Source organism: Streptomyces sp. GQ60, assembly GCF_059758875.1.
In genome coordinates, this window is sequence record NZ_JCAXEG010000005.1 from 556,230 (window position 1) to 574,622 (window position 18,393).

An 18,393-nucleotide genomic window follows, 5' to 3' on the forward strand; every position below is an offset into this window, starting at 1 on the left:
GCATTCTGCGGCCGGAGCCCGGTCACTCCGGAGCCGCGGTCCGGGAGCGGGTGCCGAGGGTCGTCTCCCGCTGCTGCCGCAGGACCCCTCGTGCCCGCAGGACGCGCAGCGCGAGCTGCACCTCCACCGCGCGCTCGCCCTTCTGCCAGCCGGCGCCGAGCAGGCCCGTGACCCGCTCGAGCCTACGGGCCACCGTGTTGGCGTGGATGTACAGGGCCTCGGCCGCGTGGGTGGGGCTCTGGCCGGCGGCGAAGTACGCCTCCACGGTGGCGATCAGGTCGGCTCCGCGCTCGGGGTCCTGCTCCAGCAGGGGGCCGATGGCCGAGGCGACGAACCCGTCCACGTCCCGGTCGTCGGAGAGCAGCAGTCCGAGGAAGCCGAGGTCGGCCATGGACGCCGCGGTGCCCGCTTCCCCCAGGACGGTCAGCGCGTCGAGGGAGCGCTGCGCCTCCAGGTGCAGCCTGGACACCGAGGGGAGCCCGGTGGCGGGTCCGGCGGCGCCGACCGTGGGGGGATGGGCCAGGGAGGGCGACAGCTCGTCGGACACGGCGCGCGCGGCGGCCGAGGCGTCGGTGCCCGGCAGCAGCAGTACGATCCGGCCGTCCCGCACCGTTTTGAGCCCCCGGCGCCGGTGGCTGTACGAGGACGCCCACACGACGGCCTTGCCGTGCTCGCCGCCCTCGGGCCGGACCACCACGATGACGTACGGCTCCTCCAGGTCCACCTGGAGCTGCTGGGCGCGGGTGGCGAGCCGGCGGGGCATCCGCAGCGGCACGGCGAGGAGTTCGTCGAAGAACTCGTCACGGACCGGCCCGGCCGCGACCGCCGTGCTGCGCTGGATCACCATCAGCGTGGCCACCGCCTGTCCGGCGAAGCGGAGGAACCGCTGGGCGTCGGCGTCGAGCCCGGAGTCCGACCGCAGTACGACGATGCCGAGGTTCTCGGCTCCGGCGCTGACCGGCGACGCCCAGTGGCCGGGGGAGAGGGGGATGGGGCCGCCCGCGGCGTGCGCTTCGAGCACGGTCCGGCCCGTCACCGCCTCGCTCAGACCGTCCGCGGCGCCCGCCGAGGCCAGGATCTGCCCGTAGGAGTCGCTCACCACCAGCCCGGCGTCCAGCGTGTGGGCCGCCGCGCTCGTGAGCTGCTGGAGATCGCTTCCGTCGAGGACCATCGAGGTCAGCCGGGACTGGGCGTCCCTCAGGTCGGTCAGGCGCGCCTCGGTGACGCGGGACTGCGCGGCGAGGGACTCCAGCTCGGCGATCCGCGTCCGTGTGCGGTCGAGGAGTTCGGCCTTCTCCAAGGCGACCGAGGCGAAGTCCGCGAGCGAGCGCATCACGCTGATCTCGTCCGGTGTGAAGTGCCGCACCACCCGGTTCGCCCCGTAGAGCACTCCGATGATGGTGCTCTCGCGGAGGATGGGCACCGCCATGATCGCGGAGAGCCCTTCGGCGCGCACGACGTCGTCGACCTCGGGCCAGTGCGGGATGCGGTCGTCGTTGAGGTAGTCCGTGCTCCAGAACGGTGCGCCCGAGGTGAGGACCAGATCGCTCAGACCGCGCTTCTTGCGCACCACGAGGCCCACGTTGAGCGCCGTGGTGTCGCCGTCCGAGCTGTGGACGTAGGAGTTGCCGTCGGCGCCGGGCAGGCTGACGTAGGCCATGTCGAAGCCGAGCAGCCTGCGGGCCCGGCTGGTGACGACCTTCAGAAGGGTGTCGGGACTGGAGGGGACCGTCATGTCGTGGACGGTGTTCACGAGTCCGGTCATGAAGGTCTCACGGCGGCGGCCCTGGCTCACCGAGGCCTGCACGTCCAGGGCCAGGTGGGTCGCCCGCTGGAGTTCGGACATCTGGTCCGGCGGCAGGGGTTGTTGCTGGGCGCTCTGGAGCATTTCGTGGAACCGGGACGGAGGGGAATCCTGTGCCAACAGTTCCAGAACGGCGAGCGCCGGACCACTGATGGGCTCCTCGCCCTTCACTCTTGCTTCCCCCTCCAGACCCCGACCGGACCTCGACCAGCCGATTGGTTTGAACCTATGTGGCCCCCTTGTGCGGGTCAAGCGGGCTCGCGCCGGGCTCGCGCCGGGTTCACGGTACGACGTGTGGCTGCAACATCATCCGATGCCCGCGCGGTGTTGCGGCGCCACCTTCTGCCGGTCCGCGGACTCGGCGACGATCAATGGAGGGGGCGGCAACGGGCTTCTTCCGGTGCGGGGGTGCACGCGCGGCGTGCGTCGGGAACGAGGAGCGGGATGTCGGCGATCAGGAACTACGAGCGGTCTCTGGACAGGAGCAGAGCCTCCCTGCACCACGAGGCCAGGCCCCGGACCTTCACCCTGGCCGACGCCGAATGGGACCTCCTGGACGGGGTGTTCGCCCCGCCCTTCTCCGCCTCGACCGGCGTGGCCATGGACCTGCTCGGCCTCGCCGGGCCGGCTCCGACGCCGTGGCGGGGCTCGTTCCTCGAGGTGGGCTCCGGCACCGGGGTCATCGCCGTGTCCGCCGCGCTGGCGGGCTGTGACCGGGTCACCGCGCTCGACATCAGCGAGCAGGCGGTACGGAACACCGCCATGAACGCGGTCCGCCACGACGTGGCGGACCGGGTGCGGGCCGTGCACAGCGACCTGTTCGGCGCACTGGGGCCGGGCGACCGCCACGACACCGTCTACTGGCATTCGAACTTCGTCCTGGCCCCGCCGGGATACCGCTACGCCTCGGTGCACGAGCGTGCCTACGTCGACCCCGGCTACCGGGCCCACCGGCGGTACCTCGCCGAGTGCCCGTCCTACGTGGCGCCGGGCGGCCGGGCCCTGCTGCACTTCAGCGAGCGCGGCGACTTCGCGACGCTGGAAACGATGGCCGCGGAGTACGGTCGCGGACTGCGGGAACTGCGCAGCCGGACGGTGCGGGAGGGCGCGGAGAGCGTCGAGTACGCGCTGCTGGAGATCGTCTGACGCGCCTGACGCGCCTGACGCGCTTGACGTGCCTCACCGCCGAGGCCCACCGAGCCGGTCGCCGTCCCCGTGCCCCGTCCCCGGGCGATCGCCATCCCCATGTGAGAGAACAGCCGTGCGGACTCTGCTGATAGACAACTACGACTCCTTCACCTTCAACCTGCACCACTACCTGGCCCGGGTCAACGGAACCGACCCCGTGGTGATCCGGAACGACGATCCCCGGTGGGACCCGGCGATGCTCGCCGAGTTCGACAACGTCGTCCTGTCGCCCGGCCCCGGACACCCCGGCCGCCCGGCCGACTTCGGTATCTGCCGGGAGGTCATCGAGCGCGGCGGACTCCCGACCCTCGGCATCTGCCTCGGCCACCAGGGGCTGGCGCTGGGCCACGGCGGCACCGTCTCCCGGGCTCCCGAGCCCCGGCACGGCCGCACCTCGACGGTGCGGCACACGGGCGCCGGCCTGTTCCGCGGACTGCCCGCCTCCTTCGAGGCCGTGCGCTACCACTCGCTGGTCGTGACGGACCTGCCGGACGCCATGGAGGCGGTCGCGTGGACGGAGGACGGCATCCTGATGGGGCACCGGCACCGGAGCCGCCCGCAGTGGGGAGTGCAGTTCCATCCCGAGTCGATACTCACCCAGTACGGCCATGAACTGCTGGTCAACTTCAGGGAGTCGACCGCGGAGTGGTGGCAGTCCGCACCCGGTGCGGGGCGGCGCCCCGCACCGGGGAAGACAGCCGCGGCCGCCCGGCGCGACGTGGTCCCCGTACCCGACGCCCCCGTACTGGAATCCCCCGTACCCGACGCCCCCGTACCGGAATCCCCCGCCGAGCCGGAGCCCCGCCGTCTGCGGGTGCTGGCCTCGCAGTTGCCGACCCGCTGGGTCGACGAGGCCGTCCACCAACGGCTCTTCGGCGCCGCCGAGAACACTTTCTGGCTGGACAGCAGCCGGCCCGACGCGGAGGCCGGCCGCTTCTCCGTGATGGGTGCGGCCTGCGGGCCGCTGGCCCGCGTGGCCAAGGCCGATGTGTGGAGCCGCACGGTCACCGTCGCCTCGGCCGGGGGACTGGAGATCGTCTCGGGCGGGTTCCTCGACTGGCTCGACCGCGACCTGCGCGGCATGCGCACCGAACATCCGCCGCTGCCCTTCCCGTTCACCCTGGGGTGGGTCGGCTACCTCGGATACGAGCTGAAGGCGGAGTGCGGCGGTGAGGCCGTGCACCGGGCGGAGGACGCCGACGCGGCCATGGTCTTCGCCGACCGCGCCGTGGTCCTGGACCACCTCACCGGTCTCACCTACCTGCTGGCCCTGGTGGAAGACGGCGAGGAGGATGCGGCCCGCGCCTGGCAGACCGCCGCCGCGGCGGAGCTGGAGTCGCTCGCGGGCGTACCCGCCGAAGAGCAGAGCCTGCCGGCGCCGGCCGCCGCCGGGATCCGGCTGCGCCATGAGCACGACGGCTATCTGCGCCTGATCGACGCCTGTCTGGAGGAGATCGCCGACGGCGAGACGTACGAGATCTGCCTGACGAACCTGGCCGCGGCCGACGGCCCCGTCGACCCGTGGGAGGGGTACCGGGCGCTGCGCCGCTTCAGCCCCACGCCCTACGCCGCGCTGCTGCGGTTCGGTGAGCTCTCCGTGCTGAGCACGTCCCCCGAGCGGTTCCTGCGGCTGAGCGCGGAGGGCGTCGCCGAGTCCAAGCCGATCAAGGGCACCCGCCCGCGCGGGGCCACCGTGCGGGAAGACGCCGAGATCGTCGAGGGCCTGCGCACGAGCGAGAAGGACCGCGCCGAGAACCTGATGATCGTCGACCTGGTGCGCAACGATCTCGGCCGGCACGCGGAGACCGGCTCGGTCGAGGTCAGCGGGCTCTTCGAGGTGGAGACGTACGCCACCGTCCACCAGCTGGTCAGTACCGTCCGCGCCAGACTGCGCACCGACCGCAGCGCCGTGGACCTGGTGCGGGCCGCGTTCCCCGCCGGCTCCATGACGGGCGCGCCGAAGATCCGCACCATGCAGATCATCGACCGGCTGGAGGCCGGACCGCGCGGCGTCTACTCGGGGGCCATCGGGTACTTCTCGCTGTCCGGCGCCGTCGACCTGAGCGTGGCGATCCGCACCGCGGTGGTGACGCCCGGGCGCGTCCGCTACGGCGTGGGCGGGGCCATCGTGGCGCTGTCGGACGCGGAGGGCGAGTTCGAGGAGACCGCCGTCAAGGCGGCCCCGCTGCTGATGCTCACCGGTGCCGGGTTCCCGGGCCGGCGCGACACGGACGCCGTGCACGGCTGAGCCGGGCGTGCACCCGCCCACCGATCCACCGCACGCGCGGTGGCCCCGGCACCCTCGTTCCCCCTCCGGGCGGGAGAAAGGGGAGGGAAGGAGCGGCCGGGTGGTGGTGGGAGCACCACCCGGGGGAGTGGCGAGGGAGCCGCCGCACCTCGCCCGGGACACCGGATTCGACCATGCTCGACGTTGATCGAGGGAACTCAGTATCGGAGGGGGAGACCCGTGAGTGTGACCGTCAGCGAAGGAAGCGCGGTACGCGCGCCGTCCTGGTCCGCGTCCCGGCCCGGCGGTCTGCCGGACGTGCGCGAGTCGGTGGCCTGCGGGCTGGGCGAGGTGCTGTTCACCTCGTTCGCGCGCCGCGACCAGCGCCGCAAGGGCGAGCAGTACCTGCACGGGCTGCTCCGGACGCAGGGCCGCAAGTCCATCCGCAACATCGCCGCCCAGGTGGGCGGTTCGGCCACCGAGCAGAGCCTGCACCACTTCATCAGCAGCTCCACCTGGGACTGGCGGCCGGTGCGCGAGGCGCTCGCGGGCTACCTCGCGCGTTTCGCCGCACCGCAGGCCTGGGTGGTGCATCCGCTGTCCATCGCCAAGGCGGGCGACCAGTCGGTGGGAGTGGACTACGGCGTGGACCCCTGTACCGGCGTCTTCCGGGGGCAGCGGGCCTTCGGTGTCTGGCACGCCACCGAGACGCTCAGCACTCCGGTCAACTGGCGGCTGTTCCTGCCCGACCTCTGGCTCGGCGACGAGGTGCGGCGACGCCAGGCCGAGATCCCCGACGAGATGGGGCGGGAGTCCCTGGAGCAGTGCGCGGCCACCGCGGTCCTGGAGATGCTGGGGTCCTGGCGGGTGCCCGGCCGCCCGGTGGTCCTCAACACCCACATCAACCGGATCGCCGCGACGATGGGGCGGTTCACCGACGCCGGGGTCCCGGTGATCGCAAGGATCCGGGGCACCGCCCAGCTCATGATGGGCGACCCCGCGCTGCCCGGGTACGACGGAGGAGTCATGGAGGCCCAGCGGATCCTGGCCGGCGTACGCGGGCTGCGCCGCCCCGTCAGGACCGCCGGGCAGGACGGCGGCCTCGACGACACGCTGGCCGCCGCGGTCCGGGTGGCGTGCGCGGGCGAACTGCCGACCCACCGCAGGGCCGGCGCGACCGGCGCCGTCGGCGGCCTCACCCTGGTCGGGGAGTGGCGCGGCACGCAGGGCCTGCCGGCGAACCTGTGGGTCACCAACGCCACGTCCGCCCCCGTCGAGGTGCTGCTGAGGCTCACCCGGCTCGGCGGGAGGGCCTGCCAGGACCTCGCGGGAGCGGGTGAGGACGTCGGCCTCAAGGACTTCGAGGGGCGCTCCTTCCGCGGCTGGCACCGCCACATCACCCTGGCCTCCGCCGCGCACGCCGTGGCGGCCCTGGCGGGGCCCGGCGGAGCCGCTCCGACGCCATGGGAACCGCGGGGACTTGACGGACTCCGGGCCACCTGACGTAGTCGCCGCCACGGCGTTGGCGACGCCCGGCGCGTCCCGCACGATTCAAGCCACAGGGCGCTGGGTCGAGACGACTTACGAGGTCCCGAGGGGGGAGAGCAACCGTGACATCCACCGGCAGCCCGGGTGGTGACGTCCCACCTGATTCCGCGCGCGTCGAGAGAGTGCCGATCGACCGGCTGCGGCCGTCCGACTCGCCCCGCGGCGAGGCCTGCGACGAGAGCCACGTCCGCGCCCTGGCCGGGTCGGGCCGGGAGTTCGAAGCCCTTCTGGTGCACCGGCCCACGATGCGCGTCATCGACGGCATGCACCGGCTGTCCGCCGCCCGGCTGCGGGGCCACGACGACGTTGCGGTGCGCTTCTTCGACGGCAGCGAGGCGGACGCGTACGTACTGTCCGTGCAGCTGAACGTCCGGCACGGCCTGCCGTTGTCGCGGGCCGAGCGCCGTACCGCGGCCGAGCGCATCCTGCGCACCCACCCGCACTGGTCCGACCGCGCCATCGCGGAACGCACCGGCCTGAGCGGAAAGACGGTGGGCACACTGCGCGGGGGTGTGAGTGCGGAGATTCCTCAGCCACACACCCGGATCGGCCGCGACGGCACCGCGCGTCCCCTCAGCAGCCTCGACGGCCGACTTCGCGCGGCGCACCTGATCGCCGCCGACCCCACCACCTCGCTGCGCGAACTCGCCCGCAGGTCGGGGCTCTCCACCGCGACGGTACGAGACGTACGCGACCGGCTACGGCGCGGCGAGGCCCCCGTACCCGAGCCCAGGCGAGGCGCCGGCGGCCCGCAGCGGGAGGCTGCCGTGACCGTGCCGGCCGCGGGCCGGGGCGAGAGCGAGGGCAGCCCGGACCCGGTGGCCGCGGCCGTGCGCAACCTGCTCAGGGACCCCTCCCTGAAGGGCAGCGAAACCGGCCGGGAGCTGCTGCGCGCCCTGCTCGCCACGGAGCTCACCCGGCACCAGCGGCAGCGGATCGCCGCCGTTCTGCCCGAACACTGCGCCCCGCTGGTGCGCGCCGTCGCCGCGCAGCGTGCCGCCGAGTGGAACGCCCTGGCGGAGGCCATGGCGCCACGCCGTGAACGCCGCATGAGCGCCTGACGCGCCTCGGCATTTCCCTTTTCTTTTTCCGTTCCATTTCCCATGCATTCTTGTTCCGGGCATCGGGGCGGCCCGTAAGGCGGGCCGCTCCGTCCTGTCCGCATTCCTGTGCGGTGTCGCACGGGAGATCCGGCGCCGAATTTCCTTCCGCGCGCGGCGGCCCGTGATTAGGCTGCATCGAGTCCGATTCACTGACGAGAAAGGGACATCCATGTCCGAAATCGTGTCCGAAACCACCGCGGGATTCGCCGGTGCGGCCGAACTGCGCCGGAAGCACCGGGCCGTCGTCGAGCAGTACATGAACACCAGGGGCGAGGACCGCCTGCGGCGTCACGAGCTCTTCACCGAGGCCGGCAGCGGCGGTCTGTGGACCACCGACACCGGCTCCCCGATCGTCGTCAACGGGCGCGAACGGCTCGCCGAGCACGCCGTGTGGTCGCTGAAGTGCTTCCCGGACTGGGAGTGGTACAACGTCCGCGTTTTCGAGACGGACGACCCGAACCGCTTCTGGGTCGAATGCGACGGGCGCGGTCTCATCCGTTTCCCCGGCTACCCCGAGGGCTACTACGAGAACCACTTCCTGCACTCGTTCGAGCTGGCGGACGGGAAAATCAAGCAGAACCGTGAATTCATGAATCCTTTCGAGCAGCTGCGCGCACTCGGAATTCCGGTGCCGGTCATCACGCGTGAGGGAATACCCACCTGACGGGTCCTCCGCAGTCGAGAGCCCGGTTCCTCCCACCCTTGGAGAAACAGCATGGAAAACGTCCTGCACGCCGATCAGTCCCGGGCCGCGCTCCAACAGCCCCTGTGGGGCGACCCGCTCCAGGTCCAACGGGTCCGCAAGACCTTGGAGGCCAGGCCCCCGCTCGCCAGGGCCGACGACATCCGTACGCTGCGTTCTCTGCTCGGCCGGGTCGCCGCGGGCGAGGCCGTGATGATCCAGGCCGGCGACTGTGCCGAGGACGTCAACGAGCACACACCCGGCTACGTGGCGCGCAAAGCGGCGGTCCTCGACTTGCTGGCGGGCACCCTGCGCATGGCGACGCACAAGCCGGTCGTGCGGGTGGGCCGGATCGCGGGCCAGTTCGCCAAACCGCGCTCCAGCCCCACCGAGTGGATCGGCGGAGTGGAACTACCCTCCTACCGCGGCGACATGGTGAATGGTCCCGAGCCGGACGCCGAGAGCCGGCGCCCGGATCCGCTGCGCATCCTGGCCGGCTACATGGCCGCCAACGACATCGTGGAAAACCTCGGCTGGAAGACCCGTACCGAGGGCCAGGGCATCGAGGCTCCGGTGTGGACCAGCCACGAGGCCCTGCTGCTCGACTACGAACTGCCGCTGCTGCGCCGGGACGGGAGCGGCGGTACCTACCTCGGCTCCGCCCACCTGCCCTGGATCGGTGAGCGCACCCGGCAGGTGGACGGCGCCCATGTCGCCCTGCTCGCCGAGGTGTTCAACCCGGTGGCCTGCAAGGTCGGACCCGGCATGACGCCGGAGGAGCTCCTCGCCCTGTGCGAGCGGCTCGACCCCGCCAGGGACCCCGGCCGGCTCACGCTCATCGCCCGGATGGGAGCGGGCCGGGTTGCCGACCGGCTGCCTCCGCTCGTCGAGGCGGTCCGCGCGGCGGGCCACCCGGTGATCTGGCTGACCGACCCGATGCACGGCAACACCGTCACGGCCCCCGACGGCAACAAGACCCGCATGCTGGCGACGATCGTGCGCGAGGTGCGCGGCTTCCAGGAGGCCGTGCTCGCCGGCGGCGGAGTCGCCGGCGGCCTGCACCTGGAGACCACCCCGGACGAGGTCACCGAGTGCGCCACCGACGAGGCCGCGCTCGCCCGGGTCGGCGAGAAGTACACCAGCCGCTGCGACCCCCGCCTCAACCCGGGTCAGGCCGTTCACGTGGTGTCGGCCTGGAACGGCTGACCCCTTCCCCTCAGGATCTGGAGGCCAGGGCCATGCCCGGCATACCGCCCATCGAACCCTACGCGCTGCCCACCGCGGGCGACCTGCCCGCCAACACCGCCCGATGGACCGTCGACCCGAAACGTGCGGTCCTCCTGGTCCATGACATGCAGCGGTACTTCCTCAAGCCCTTCCCGTCCCCGCTGCGCGAGGAACTCATCGGCAACGCGGCCCTGTTGCGGCAGTGGAGCCTCGAGCACGAGGTCCCGGTGGCCTACACCGCCCAGCCCGGCGGCATGGGCGACGCGATGCGCGGACTCCTCAAGGACTTCTGGGGCCCGGGGATGCGCGCAGACCCCGCCGACCGGGAGGTCGTCGGCGAACTGACCCCGGGGCCGGAGGACTGGCTGATCACCAAATGGCGCTACAGCGCCTTCTTCCGCTCCGACCTCCTGGAGCGCATGCGCGCCGGCGGACGCGACCAGCTGATCGTCTGCGGCGTCTACGCACACGTCGGTGTCCTGATGTCGGCGGCCGAGGCGTTCACCCACGACATCCAGACGTTCCTGGTCGCCGACGCCGTCGGCGACTTCTCGGCCGAGTACCACGAGCTCGCCCTTCGGTACGCCGCCGAGCGCTGCGCCGCGGTCCTCACCGCCAAGGAGGTCCTCGTATGAGCGGGCGGCCGCCGTCGTTCCGGGGGAGCGGCTCCGCCGTGCCCGGGCTCCTCGAACGGATCCTGGGAGCGGAACCGGGCCCCTTCGCATTGCTGCACCGCCCCGAGGCGACCGGACCCGGGTACCTCGACGTCCTGGTCGGCGAGGTCTCGCAGCCGGACGACCTGGCCGGGATCCCGCTCCCCGAGGGCCTGCCGCAGGGCGGGGCAGTACGGCACGACGTGCTCGCGGTCGTCCCGTACCGCCAGATCGCCGAGCGCGGATTCGCGGCCCCCGACGACGGCGCGCCGCTGATCGCGCTGACGGTCACCGGCCAGGAGACCGTCCGCGTGGAGGACGCGGTGGCGCGGATTCCCGACGTGCCGACCGAGCTGCGCGACCCGCACTTCGACGTCAGCGACGAGGAGTACGCCGACACCGTGCGCGGCGTCCTCGCCGACGCCATCGGCACCGGAGAGGGCGCCAACTTCGTCGTCAAGCGGTCCTTCGTCGCCGACATCGGCGACTACGGGCACCATCGCGCCCTGGCCCTCTTCCGCCGCCTGCTCGCCCGGGAGGCCGGCGCCTACTGGACGTTCGTCATCCACACAGGCGACCGCACCTTCGTCGGCGCCTCGCCCGAGCGGCACGTCAGCGTCCGTGACGGGGTCGCCGTCATGAACCCGATCAGCGGCACGTACCGCTACCCCGTGTCCGGCCCGGAACTGCCCGGGATCATGGACTTCCTCGCCGACCGCAAGGAGACCGACGAGCTCTACATGGTCGTCGACGAGGAACTGAAGATGATGGCCCAGATCTGCCCCGAGGGCGGCCGGGTCATCGGCCCGTACCTCAAGGAACTGGGCAGCGTCGCGCACACCGAGTACTTCATCGAGGGGCACACCGACCGGGACGTCCGCGAGGTCCTGCGCGAGACGCTGTTCGCCCCGACCGTCACCGGGAGCCCGCTGGAGAGCGCCTGCCGGGTCATCGCACGGTACGAACCGCAGGGCCGCGGCTACTACAGCGGGGTCGCCGCCCTGATGAGCCGTGACGAGTACGGCACCCGTCACATGGACTCGGCGATCCTGATCCGCACCGCCGACATATCCGCCGCCGGCCGCCTGAGCATCGGCGTCGGCGCCACGCTGGTGCGCCACTCGGATCCCGCCGCGGAGGCCGCCGAGACCCGGGCCAAGGCCGCGGGCCTGATCGCCGCCCTCCAGACGCCCGCGGTCAGCCGCTTCGCGGAACACCCCGCGGTCCGCGCCGCCCTGGGCAGCAGGAACGACGCCATCGCCGACTTCTGGCTGAGCGACGTCGGCCTGCGGCTGCGGCCGGCGCCCGACCTCGCCGGCCGCCGGGTCCTCGTCGTCGACGCCGAGGACACCTTCACCGCCATGATCGCCGGACAGCTCCGCTCGCTGGGCTTCGTGGTGACCGTGCGGCGCTTCGACGAGAGCTACTCCTTCCACGGCTACGACCTGGTGGTCATGGGGCCGGGGCCGGGCGACCCGGGCGCCGGCGACCACCCGAGGATGCGGCATCTGCGGGCGGCGGTCGACACCCTGTTGCGCGAGCGGCGGCCCTTCCTCGCCGTCTGCCTGAGCCACCAGACGCTCAGCCTGCGGCTCGGCTTCCGCGTGCACCGCAAGGACGTCCCCAGCCAGGGCGTGCAGAAGGCCATTGACCTGTTCGGCGCCTCCGAACGAGTCGGCTTCTACAACGCATTCACCGCCGTGAGCCACGAAGACCTCGTCGAGGTCGACGGGGTCGGCACCGTCGAGGTGAGCCGGGACCCGGACACCGGAGAAGTGCACGCGCTGCGCGGACCGCACTTCGCGTCCATGCAGTTCCACGCCGAGTCCGTACTCACCCGGAACGGCCCGGGCATCGTGGCGCGCGCGGTGCGCGACGTGCTGGCCCCGCCCGCCGCGGCCGAAGCCGCTGACGCGGCCGCCGTCCCGGACACGGCCGCCATCCCGGAAGCGGTCGCACTCCCGGACACGGCCGGACGGCCGAAGCCGCGCGTCACCGTCTGACCGACCACCATTCGCATTCCGCTCAAGGGGAGAGACCCGACCATGCACAAGTACGCCGTAGTGGACGCATTCGCCGAGGAGCCCCTGCGCGGCAACCCCGTCGCCGTCTTCTTCGACGCGGACGACATCCCCGGCGAGCGCATGCAGCAGATCGCCCGGGAGATGCACCTGTCGGAAACCACGTTCGTGCTCGCACCGCAGCACGGCGGAGACGCCCGCATCCGCATCTTCACGCCCGTCAACGAACTGCCCTTCGCCGGGCACCCGATGCTGGGCACCGCCATAGCGCTGGGCGCCGAGACCGAACAGGACAAGCTCCTCCTGGAAACGGCAATGGGGACCATCCCCTTCGAGCTGGACCGCAGGGACGGCGCGGTGGTCTCGGCCCGCATGCAACAGCCCGTACCGACCTGGGAGGTGTACGACCGGGCGGACGAGCTCCTGGCGGCCGTCGGTGTGCGGGAGTCGACCCTGCCCGTGGAGATCTACCGCAACGGCCCCCGGCACGTCTTCGTGGGGCTCGACAGCGTCGAGGCGCTGTCCCGGCTCCACCCCGACCACCGGGCGCTCGCCGCCTTCGAGGACCTGGCGGTCAACTGCTTCGCGGGGAGGGGGACGCACTGGCGCACCCGGATGTTCTCGCCGGCGTACGGAGTGGTGGAGGACGCGGCCACCGGCTCGGCAGCGGGACCGCTCGCCCTGCACCTGGGCCGGCACGGACTGATCGCCCCCGGGCAGCCGGTGCAGATCCTGCAGGGCGTGGAGATGGGCCGCCCTTCCCTGATGCTGGCCCGCGCCGAGGGGACGGGCGAGCGCTTCGTCTCCGTCGAAGTCGGCGGCAGCGGAGCCCTGTTCGCCCGGGGCACCGCACTCGTCTGACCGGGGCGCCCAGGACCGTGCCCGCGCCCGCGTCCGCACCCGCACCAACGAACGCCATCACGGCCACGACAACACCGCACGACCACGGAGGCAGCAATGAGTTCAACCAGGTCGGAAACGCTCACCGGCACCGTCGAGATCAGCTTTCCCGAGTACGACGCACCGCCCCCCGGCCCGGTGGGGATCGTCCGCGACTGGTGGGACACCGCCGCGCGCCTCGGCGTACGGGAGCCGAAGGCGCTGGCGCTCGCCACCGCCGACGAGCGGGGGCGGCCGTCGACCCGGATCGTCGCGGTGAACGAGATAACCGATGAGGGCTTCGTCTTCGCCACGCACGTCAACAGCCAGAAGGGCCGCGAACTCACCCGGAATCCCTGGGCGTCGGGTGTCCTGTACTGGCGCGAGACCAGCCAGCAGATCAGCGTCAGCGGCGCGGTGGAGGTCCTCGGCACCGAGACGGCCGACGCCAAGTGGCTGGAGCGGCCCCTCTTCACCCATCCCGCGTCGGTGACGTCGCGGCAGAGCGAGGAACTGCTCGACATGGCCGCGTTCCAGGCCGAAGTCGCCCGCCTGGCCGACGCCGGACCGCTGCCGCGCCCGGCGACCTACGTCGCCTGCCTGCTGCGGTTCGACAGCGTGGAGTTCTGGGCCAACGGCGAGAACCGCGTGCACCAGCGCCTGCGGTACGACAGGCACGGCGACGGGTACACGGTGCGACGTCTCCAGCCGTGATCACCTTTGCGTTGCCGAACGTTGCGGAAGGCCGCCGGACTCCCGCACGGTCCCGGTCGGGGCCGTCGCGGATGACTTGACATAGTGCGGTGCGGCCCATCGCCAGGCCTCGACCGCCTGCGCAGAATTCATGGAGTGAACGAAGAGTCCGAGGAAACAGAGAAAACCGGACCGGGCGATGCCGAGATAATCGCGGCGGCCTATATCGCGGCCTGGCGAGGAAAGGAATTCGACGCCTTGAGATCGCTCTTGGCGGACGAGTTCTCCTACATCGGGCCGCTCGCGACCCTCGACGATCCGGACCGGTGCCGGGAATCCCTGGAGCGCATGGCGCCGATGACGACGGACCTCGTGGTGGAACGGGTCTTCGCGTCTGAATCCGACGTAGTCACCTGGTTTACCTTGCACACCAGTATCGCCGGGCCCACTCCTGTCGCGAACTGGATCCACGTCGAGGACGGAAAGATCAGCAGAATTCGAGCGGTTTACGACCCGCGCGCCCTGATCTCCGACTGACCCCCCGGCTCCCCCGCGACAACGCCGGCCCACAGGCGACAGACAACCGACAGACCGACACACGACACACGACACACGACAGATGAGGATGCGCATCCCGATGACGACAGAGCGCGAGAGGGCACACGAGCCCGAGGATCTGGCCCGGCTGTGGGTGGAGCGCGCCAACGAGGCCGACGCCGAGGGCATGGCCGCCCTCTACGAACCGGACGCCGTCATGGCCTTCCCGATCGGCCACGAGCACCACGGCCGCGACGCCATACAGAAGGCGTTCGAAGGGATGCTCGCGAAGTTCTCGTACTTCCCGATGGAGACGTCGCTGCCCACGCTGCGCCTGGGCGACATCGCCCTCACGTCGAGCGTCCCGCAGGACAACAGCCGGGGCCGCTACCAGGTGGCGCGGCGGCAGCCCGACGGTACCTGGCTGCGGGTCCTGCACTCGTCCGGCTACTTCGGCGAACCCGGCTGACCAGCACGGGCCGGCGCCCCCTCGGAAAGGAAAGCAGTGCGATGAGCGCAACCGTTGTGCCTGCCGATGCCTACACGACAGGTCTGCTGAGCAAGGACCTGCCCACTGAACTGGAGCGGCTCCAACTCCTGGAGGAGACCTACGACCCGGGCACCGTGCGGGCCCTGGGGCGACTGCCGATGCGGCCGGACTGGCGGTGCCTGGAACTGGGCGCCGGCGCGGGCTCCATCGCCTACTGGCTCGCGGAGCGGGTGCCCGAAGGCTCCGTGCTCGCGCTGGACATCGACCCCCGGTTCATCGACGGAGACCGCGCCCCCCACCTGGAGGTGCGGGGGTCGGACCTGACCACCGACGACTTTCCCGCCGGCTCCTTCGACCTGATCCACGCCCGGGCCGTGTTCATGCACCTGCCGCGGCGCGAGGAGATCGTCGAACGGGTGATGCGCTGGCTCGCCCCCGGTGGCTGGCTCGTCCTCGAAGACGTGCACTTCCTGCCCGCGGCCGACTCCGCGTACCCCGCGTGGCAGCAGGTCCACGGCGCATACCTGGAGGCGCTCGCCGCACAGGGCATCGACCTGTCCTGGGCGCGGCGCATTCCGGCACGGCTGGAAGCGGTCGGCTGTGACTCGGTGGGCGTCTCCGTCACCCCCGGCGGTCTCGGCGTGGACGCGGTGCAGGACCGGCTCCTGGCCACCCGGCTCGTCCAGAGCGGCCCGCGGCTGGTCGAAGCGGGCCTGGTCACCGCCGGACAGGTGGAAGCCGCGCAGGCCCTGGTCGCCAGTGAGCCCGCACCGGACGTGTCGACGTTCGTGTATTCGGCCTGGGGAAGGAAACCTCCCCGCTCCGCCCCCTGAAATACCCCTCCCCCTCCCTCCCCCTCTCCCGCTCCGGCGTCCTCGCCGACGCCGAAGCACTTCCCCCAAGTGTTCCCCCTGACGGCGGTGTGAAAGTCATGAGTTCCACTCGATCGAAAACAAGCACGGACGATTCCGTACCACTGGTGGCGAAGAAGGTATCGGCCACGGCAATCGCCTGGCTCTCGTTCACGACCATGTTCGTGATCGGAACGGACACCTTCCTCGTCGCCCCGATGCTGCCCGTGCTCTCCCGCAGTTTCGACGTCTCCACGAGCATGTCCGGCTGGATGGTGAGCGCCTACGCCCTCGGATTCGCTCTCTTCGCGCTGGTGGCGGGCCCCCTTTCGGACGGCAGGAACCGGCGCAGCGTCCTCCTCCTCGGCTTCGCCGGCTTCGCAGTGGCTACGGCTCTCTGCGGAGTGGCACCGAACTTCTGGGGCATGATCGTCTTCCGCGTGCTCGCCGGCATGTCGGCCGCCCTGGTCACCCCCCAGCTGTGGGCTTCCATTCCGGTCCTGGTGCCCGCCGACGCCATCGTGAAGACCATGGGCCTGGCCGGCGCCGGCATGTCCATCTCGCAGGTCGTCGGCGTCCCGATCGGCGGCTGGCTGGCGGCCAGCTCCTGGCACGTGCCGTTCTTCGCGGTCGCCGGCCTCTCCGCGGTCGTCTGGCTGGTGCTGTTCCGCGTCTTCCCGTCGGTGCCCGCCGCGCCGTCGGCCGGAGGCGGCTTCTTCTCGGTGTACGCCGGGCTGTTCCGCTCCCGCACCTTCACCTGGTACCTCGTGGGGTATCTCGCCTACCAGACGGGTGTGTTCGAGACCATCTCGTTCATCGGGTCCTGGCTTTCGCGGGACTTCGGGCTGGGCGTCACGGCGATCAGCACCGCGATGATGGCGCTGGGTGTCGGCATGGCGATCACCTCGATCTTCGGCAGCCACCTCATCAAGCGGCTGGGCGAGGAACGCACGCTCGCCTACGCCTTCGTGGCACTCATCCTCATCTACGGCGCCGTGCCGTTCGCCCCCAACCTGGCCACCGCGATCACCCTGCTGGCCCTCGGCTCCGTCGTGCTCGGACTCAACTACCCGATCTTCATGGCCATGTTGCTCTCCTGCACCACCGCGGCACGCGGCACGGTCTCCTCCCTGGCCACGACCGCGCTGTACATCGGGACCATGATCGGAGGCTTCGTGGGCGGCTCCCTGCTCTCCGCCTTCGACGGCTTCCACGGGGTCTCCGGATTCACGGTGGTGTGCCTCGTGTTGGCCGCGCTCGTCTTCGCCGGAACCGGAGCCTTCCGGCCCAAGAAGCCGGAGCCGGCCGCGGCCTGACCGGGACGTTCGTCATCCGCGGGATCAGGGGGAGTTCATGAAGAGTGCCGCGTGGCGCGAAGCAGTCGGTGACCGGTCCGCCGACGCGGACCTGAGGGCCCTGTGCGACCCGCTGTTCGCCTCGCTGACCCGCAGCGATCAGCGGGCCCGGGCCGCGAAGTACGTGGAAGGGCTGCTCGTCACCGAGGGCCGCAGGTCCTTCCGCAACATGGCGGCGTGTCTGGGCGACGGGACCGCCCTGGAGCAGCGGCTGCACCACTTCGTCAGCTGCTCCACCTGGGACTGGATGCCGGTCCGGCACGCCCTGGCCGCCCGGGAGGCGGCCGCCGCACCGCTCGACGCGTGGGTGCTGCGCCCCGTGCTCACGCCGAAGGAGGGCGACGACGTCGCCGGCGTTCACCGCCGGTACGTCCCCGACCTCGGCGCCGTGCGCACCGTGCAGTACGCCGTGGGACTGTGGGCCGTATCCGGAGCCCGGTGCCAGCCCGTCAACTGGCGGTTGCTGCAGCCCGGCTCCCCCGACATCGGGACCCCGACGGAGTGCGCGACGGGTGTGTACCTCGACCTGCTGAACGGGCCCGGGCAGGGTCTTCCGTCCAGGCCGGTGGTGGTGGCCGTCGACGGAATCGACGTGATCGACGCGGTCCGGCGACTGCGCGCCGCCCGGTTGCGGTTCCTCGTCAAGGTCGGCCGGGCCGTCCCGCTCGGCCTCCTCACCCCCGCACACCTCCCCGGCACGGAGGACCTGCTTCTCTTCGGATGTGGTGCGGGCGGTGGGGCCGGGCCCGACGAGGTGTGGCTCACCGACCTGGTGGACGCGCGTCCCGCGGAGCTGGTGGCCCTGGCGGCGTCGGCGCGCACGGTCGAGGACTCCTTCGCTCGGATCACCGACCCGGTGGGCGCACGGGACTTCACGGGCCGCACCTTCGACGGCTGGCACCGCCACCTGACGCTCGTGTCCGTGGCCCACGCGGCTCGCGCTGCCGCCGAGGACGCCTCCGGCACGGCAGAGCCCGTGTTCGTTCCGGGTGACTTCGAGCGGGTGCGTCTGGCCTGATCCTGCACGCGGCGTGCGGCTCCGCCCCCCGCCGCCGACCCGATGCCACTTCCCCCCATTCAACGGACTCTTCAAGGAGTGCCATGTCCCGCCGTTTGTTCACCTCGGAGTCCGTGG

General features: G+C 71.6%; 16 protein-coding genes. 15 read left to right on the forward strand and 1 reads right to left on the reverse strand.

Annotated features, from left to right (window positions below):
- Positions 1–22 precede the first annotated feature (22 nt).
- Complete coding sequence (locus AC6CKD_RS16485; protein ID WP_498328090.1) at positions 23–1,975, reverse strand: helix-turn-helix domain-containing protein; 1,953 nt, start codon at positions 1,973–1,975, stop codon at positions 23–25.
- Between the two features lie 273 nt (positions 1,976–2,248).
- On the opposite strand from AC6CKD_RS16485, the gene AC6CKD_RS16490 reads away from it, so the two are divergent.
- The 15 genes from AC6CKD_RS16490 (at position 2,249) to AC6CKD_RS16560 (ending at position 18,276) form a co-directional block, all read left to right on the forward strand.
- Positions 2,249–2,950: a 50S ribosomal protein L11 methyltransferase gene (locus AC6CKD_RS16490; RefSeq protein ID WP_498328092.1), complete on the forward strand. Its 702-nt coding sequence runs from the start codon at positions 2,249–2,251 to the stop codon at positions 2,948–2,950.
- Between the two features lie 115 nt (positions 2,951–3,065).
- The gene (gene pabB, locus AC6CKD_RS16495) at positions 3,066–5,240 is read left to right on the forward strand and encodes an aminodeoxychorismate synthase component I (RefSeq protein WP_498328093.1); all 2,175 of its coding nucleotides are present in this window, start codon (positions 3,066–3,068) and stop codon (positions 5,238–5,240) included.
- Positions 5,241–5,459: 219 nt separating this feature from the next.
- Positions 5,460–6,722 (forward strand): IS701 family transposase, encoded by a 1,263-nt coding sequence (locus AC6CKD_RS16500; RefSeq protein WP_498328094.1) that lies wholly within the window; start codon positions 5,460–5,462, stop codon positions 6,720–6,722.
- A gap of 107 nt (positions 6,723–6,829) precedes the next feature.
- On the forward strand, positions 6,830–7,828 hold the full coding sequence (locus tag AC6CKD_RS16505; protein WP_498328095.1) for a hypothetical protein: 999 nt from the start codon (positions 6,830–6,832) through the stop codon (positions 7,826–7,828).
- 211 nt (positions 7,829–8,039) lie between these two features.
- A complete protein-coding gene (locus AC6CKD_RS16510) occupies positions 8,040–8,534 on the forward strand; it encodes a PhzA/PhzB family protein (RefSeq protein WP_498328096.1) in 495 nt (164 codons plus the stop codon).
- A 51-nt stretch (positions 8,535–8,585) separates the two neighbouring features.
- Positions 8,586–9,758 carry a 3-deoxy-7-phosphoheptulonate synthase gene (locus AC6CKD_RS16515; protein ID WP_498328097.1) on the forward strand — a complete coding sequence of 391 codons (1,173 nt, stop codon included), beginning with the start codon at positions 8,586–8,588 and terminating at the stop codon, positions 9,756–9,758.
- A 32-nt stretch (positions 9,759–9,790) separates the two neighbouring features.
- Positions 9,791–10,414 (forward strand): isochorismatase family protein, encoded by a 624-nt coding sequence (locus tag AC6CKD_RS16520; protein WP_498328098.1) that lies wholly within the window; start codon positions 9,791–9,793, stop codon positions 10,412–10,414.
- Positions 10,411–12,435 carry an anthranilate synthase family protein gene (locus AC6CKD_RS16525; protein ID WP_498328099.1) on the forward strand — a complete coding sequence of 675 codons (2,025 nt, stop codon included), beginning with the start codon at positions 10,411–10,413 and terminating at the stop codon, positions 12,433–12,435. The genes AC6CKD_RS16520 and AC6CKD_RS16525 overlap by 4 nt, the downstream gene beginning before the upstream one ends.
- Positions 12,436–12,477: 42 nt before the next feature.
- Positions 12,478–13,314, forward strand: a complete 837-nt coding sequence (locus AC6CKD_RS16530; protein ID WP_498328100.1) for a PhzF family phenazine biosynthesis isomerase — start codon at positions 12,478–12,480, stop codon at positions 13,312–13,314.
- A 96-nt stretch (positions 13,315–13,410) separates the two neighbouring features.
- Positions 13,411–14,046: a phenazine biosynthesis FMN-dependent oxidase PhzG gene (gene phzG / locus AC6CKD_RS16535; protein ID WP_498328102.1), complete on the forward strand. Its 636-nt coding sequence runs from the start codon at positions 13,411–13,413 to the stop codon at positions 14,044–14,046.
- Between the two features lie 135 nt (positions 14,047–14,181).
- A complete protein-coding gene (locus AC6CKD_RS16540; RefSeq protein ID WP_498328103.1) occupies positions 14,182–14,562 on the forward strand; it encodes a nuclear transport factor 2 family protein in 381 nt (126 codons plus the stop codon).
- 100 nt (positions 14,563–14,662) lie between these two features.
- On the forward strand, positions 14,663–15,031 hold the full coding sequence (locus tag AC6CKD_RS16545) for a YybH family protein (RefSeq protein ID WP_498328104.1): 369 nt from the start codon (positions 14,663–14,665) through the stop codon (positions 15,029–15,031).
- Positions 15,032–15,072: 41 nt separating this feature from the next.
- A complete protein-coding gene (locus tag AC6CKD_RS16550) occupies positions 15,073–15,885 on the forward strand; it encodes a class I SAM-dependent methyltransferase (RefSeq protein ID WP_498328105.1) in 813 nt (270 codons plus the stop codon).
- Positions 15,886–16,031: 146 nt separating this feature from the next.
- A complete protein-coding gene (locus AC6CKD_RS16555) occupies positions 16,032–17,219 on the forward strand; it encodes an MFS transporter (protein WP_498328106.1) in 1,188 nt (395 codons plus the stop codon).
- Positions 17,220–17,256: 37 nt separating this feature from the next.
- On the forward strand, positions 17,257–18,276 hold the full coding sequence (locus tag AC6CKD_RS16560; protein ID WP_498328107.1) for a transposase: 1,020 nt from the start codon (positions 17,257–17,259) through the stop codon (positions 18,274–18,276).
- The last annotated feature ends 117 nt before the right edge of the window (positions 18,277–18,393 follow it).

What these genes read in the sequence shown, in the direction of transcription:
- AC6CKD_RS16490 (WP_498328092.1), top strand. Translation starts at nt 2,249, where the DNA reads ATGTCGGCGATCAGGAACTACGAGCGGTCTCTGGACAGGAGCAGAGCC.
- AC6CKD_RS16510 (WP_498328096.1), top strand. Translation starts at nt 8,040, where the DNA reads ATGTCCGAAATCGTGTCCGAAACCACCGCGGGATTCGCCGGTGCGGCC.
- AC6CKD_RS16515 (WP_498328097.1), top strand. Translation starts at nt 8,586, where the DNA reads ATGGAAAACGTCCTGCACGCCGATCAGTCCCGGGCCGCGCTCCAACAG.
- AC6CKD_RS16520 (WP_498328098.1), top strand. Translation starts at nt 9,791, where the DNA reads ATGCCCGGCATACCGCCCATCGAACCCTACGCGCTGCCCACCGCGGGC.
- AC6CKD_RS16525 (WP_498328099.1), top strand. Translation starts at nt 10,411, where the DNA reads ATGAGCGGGCGGCCGCCGTCGTTCCGGGGGAGCGGCTCCGCCGTGCCC.
- AC6CKD_RS16530 (WP_498328100.1), top strand. Translation starts at nt 12,478, where the DNA reads ATGCACAAGTACGCCGTAGTGGACGCATTCGCCGAGGAGCCCCTGCGC.
- phzG (WP_498328102.1), top strand. Translation starts at nt 13,411, where the DNA reads ATGAGTTCAACCAGGTCGGAAACGCTCACCGGCACCGTCGAGATCAGC.
- AC6CKD_RS16545 (WP_498328104.1), top strand. Translation starts at nt 14,663, where the DNA reads ATGACGACAGAGCGCGAGAGGGCACACGAGCCCGAGGATCTGGCCCGG.
- AC6CKD_RS16550 (WP_498328105.1), top strand. Translation starts at nt 15,073, where the DNA reads ATGAGCGCAACCGTTGTGCCTGCCGATGCCTACACGACAGGTCTGCTG.
- AC6CKD_RS16560 (WP_498328107.1), top strand. Translation starts at nt 17,257, where the DNA reads ATGAAGAGTGCCGCGTGGCGCGAAGCAGTCGGTGACCGGTCCGCCGAC.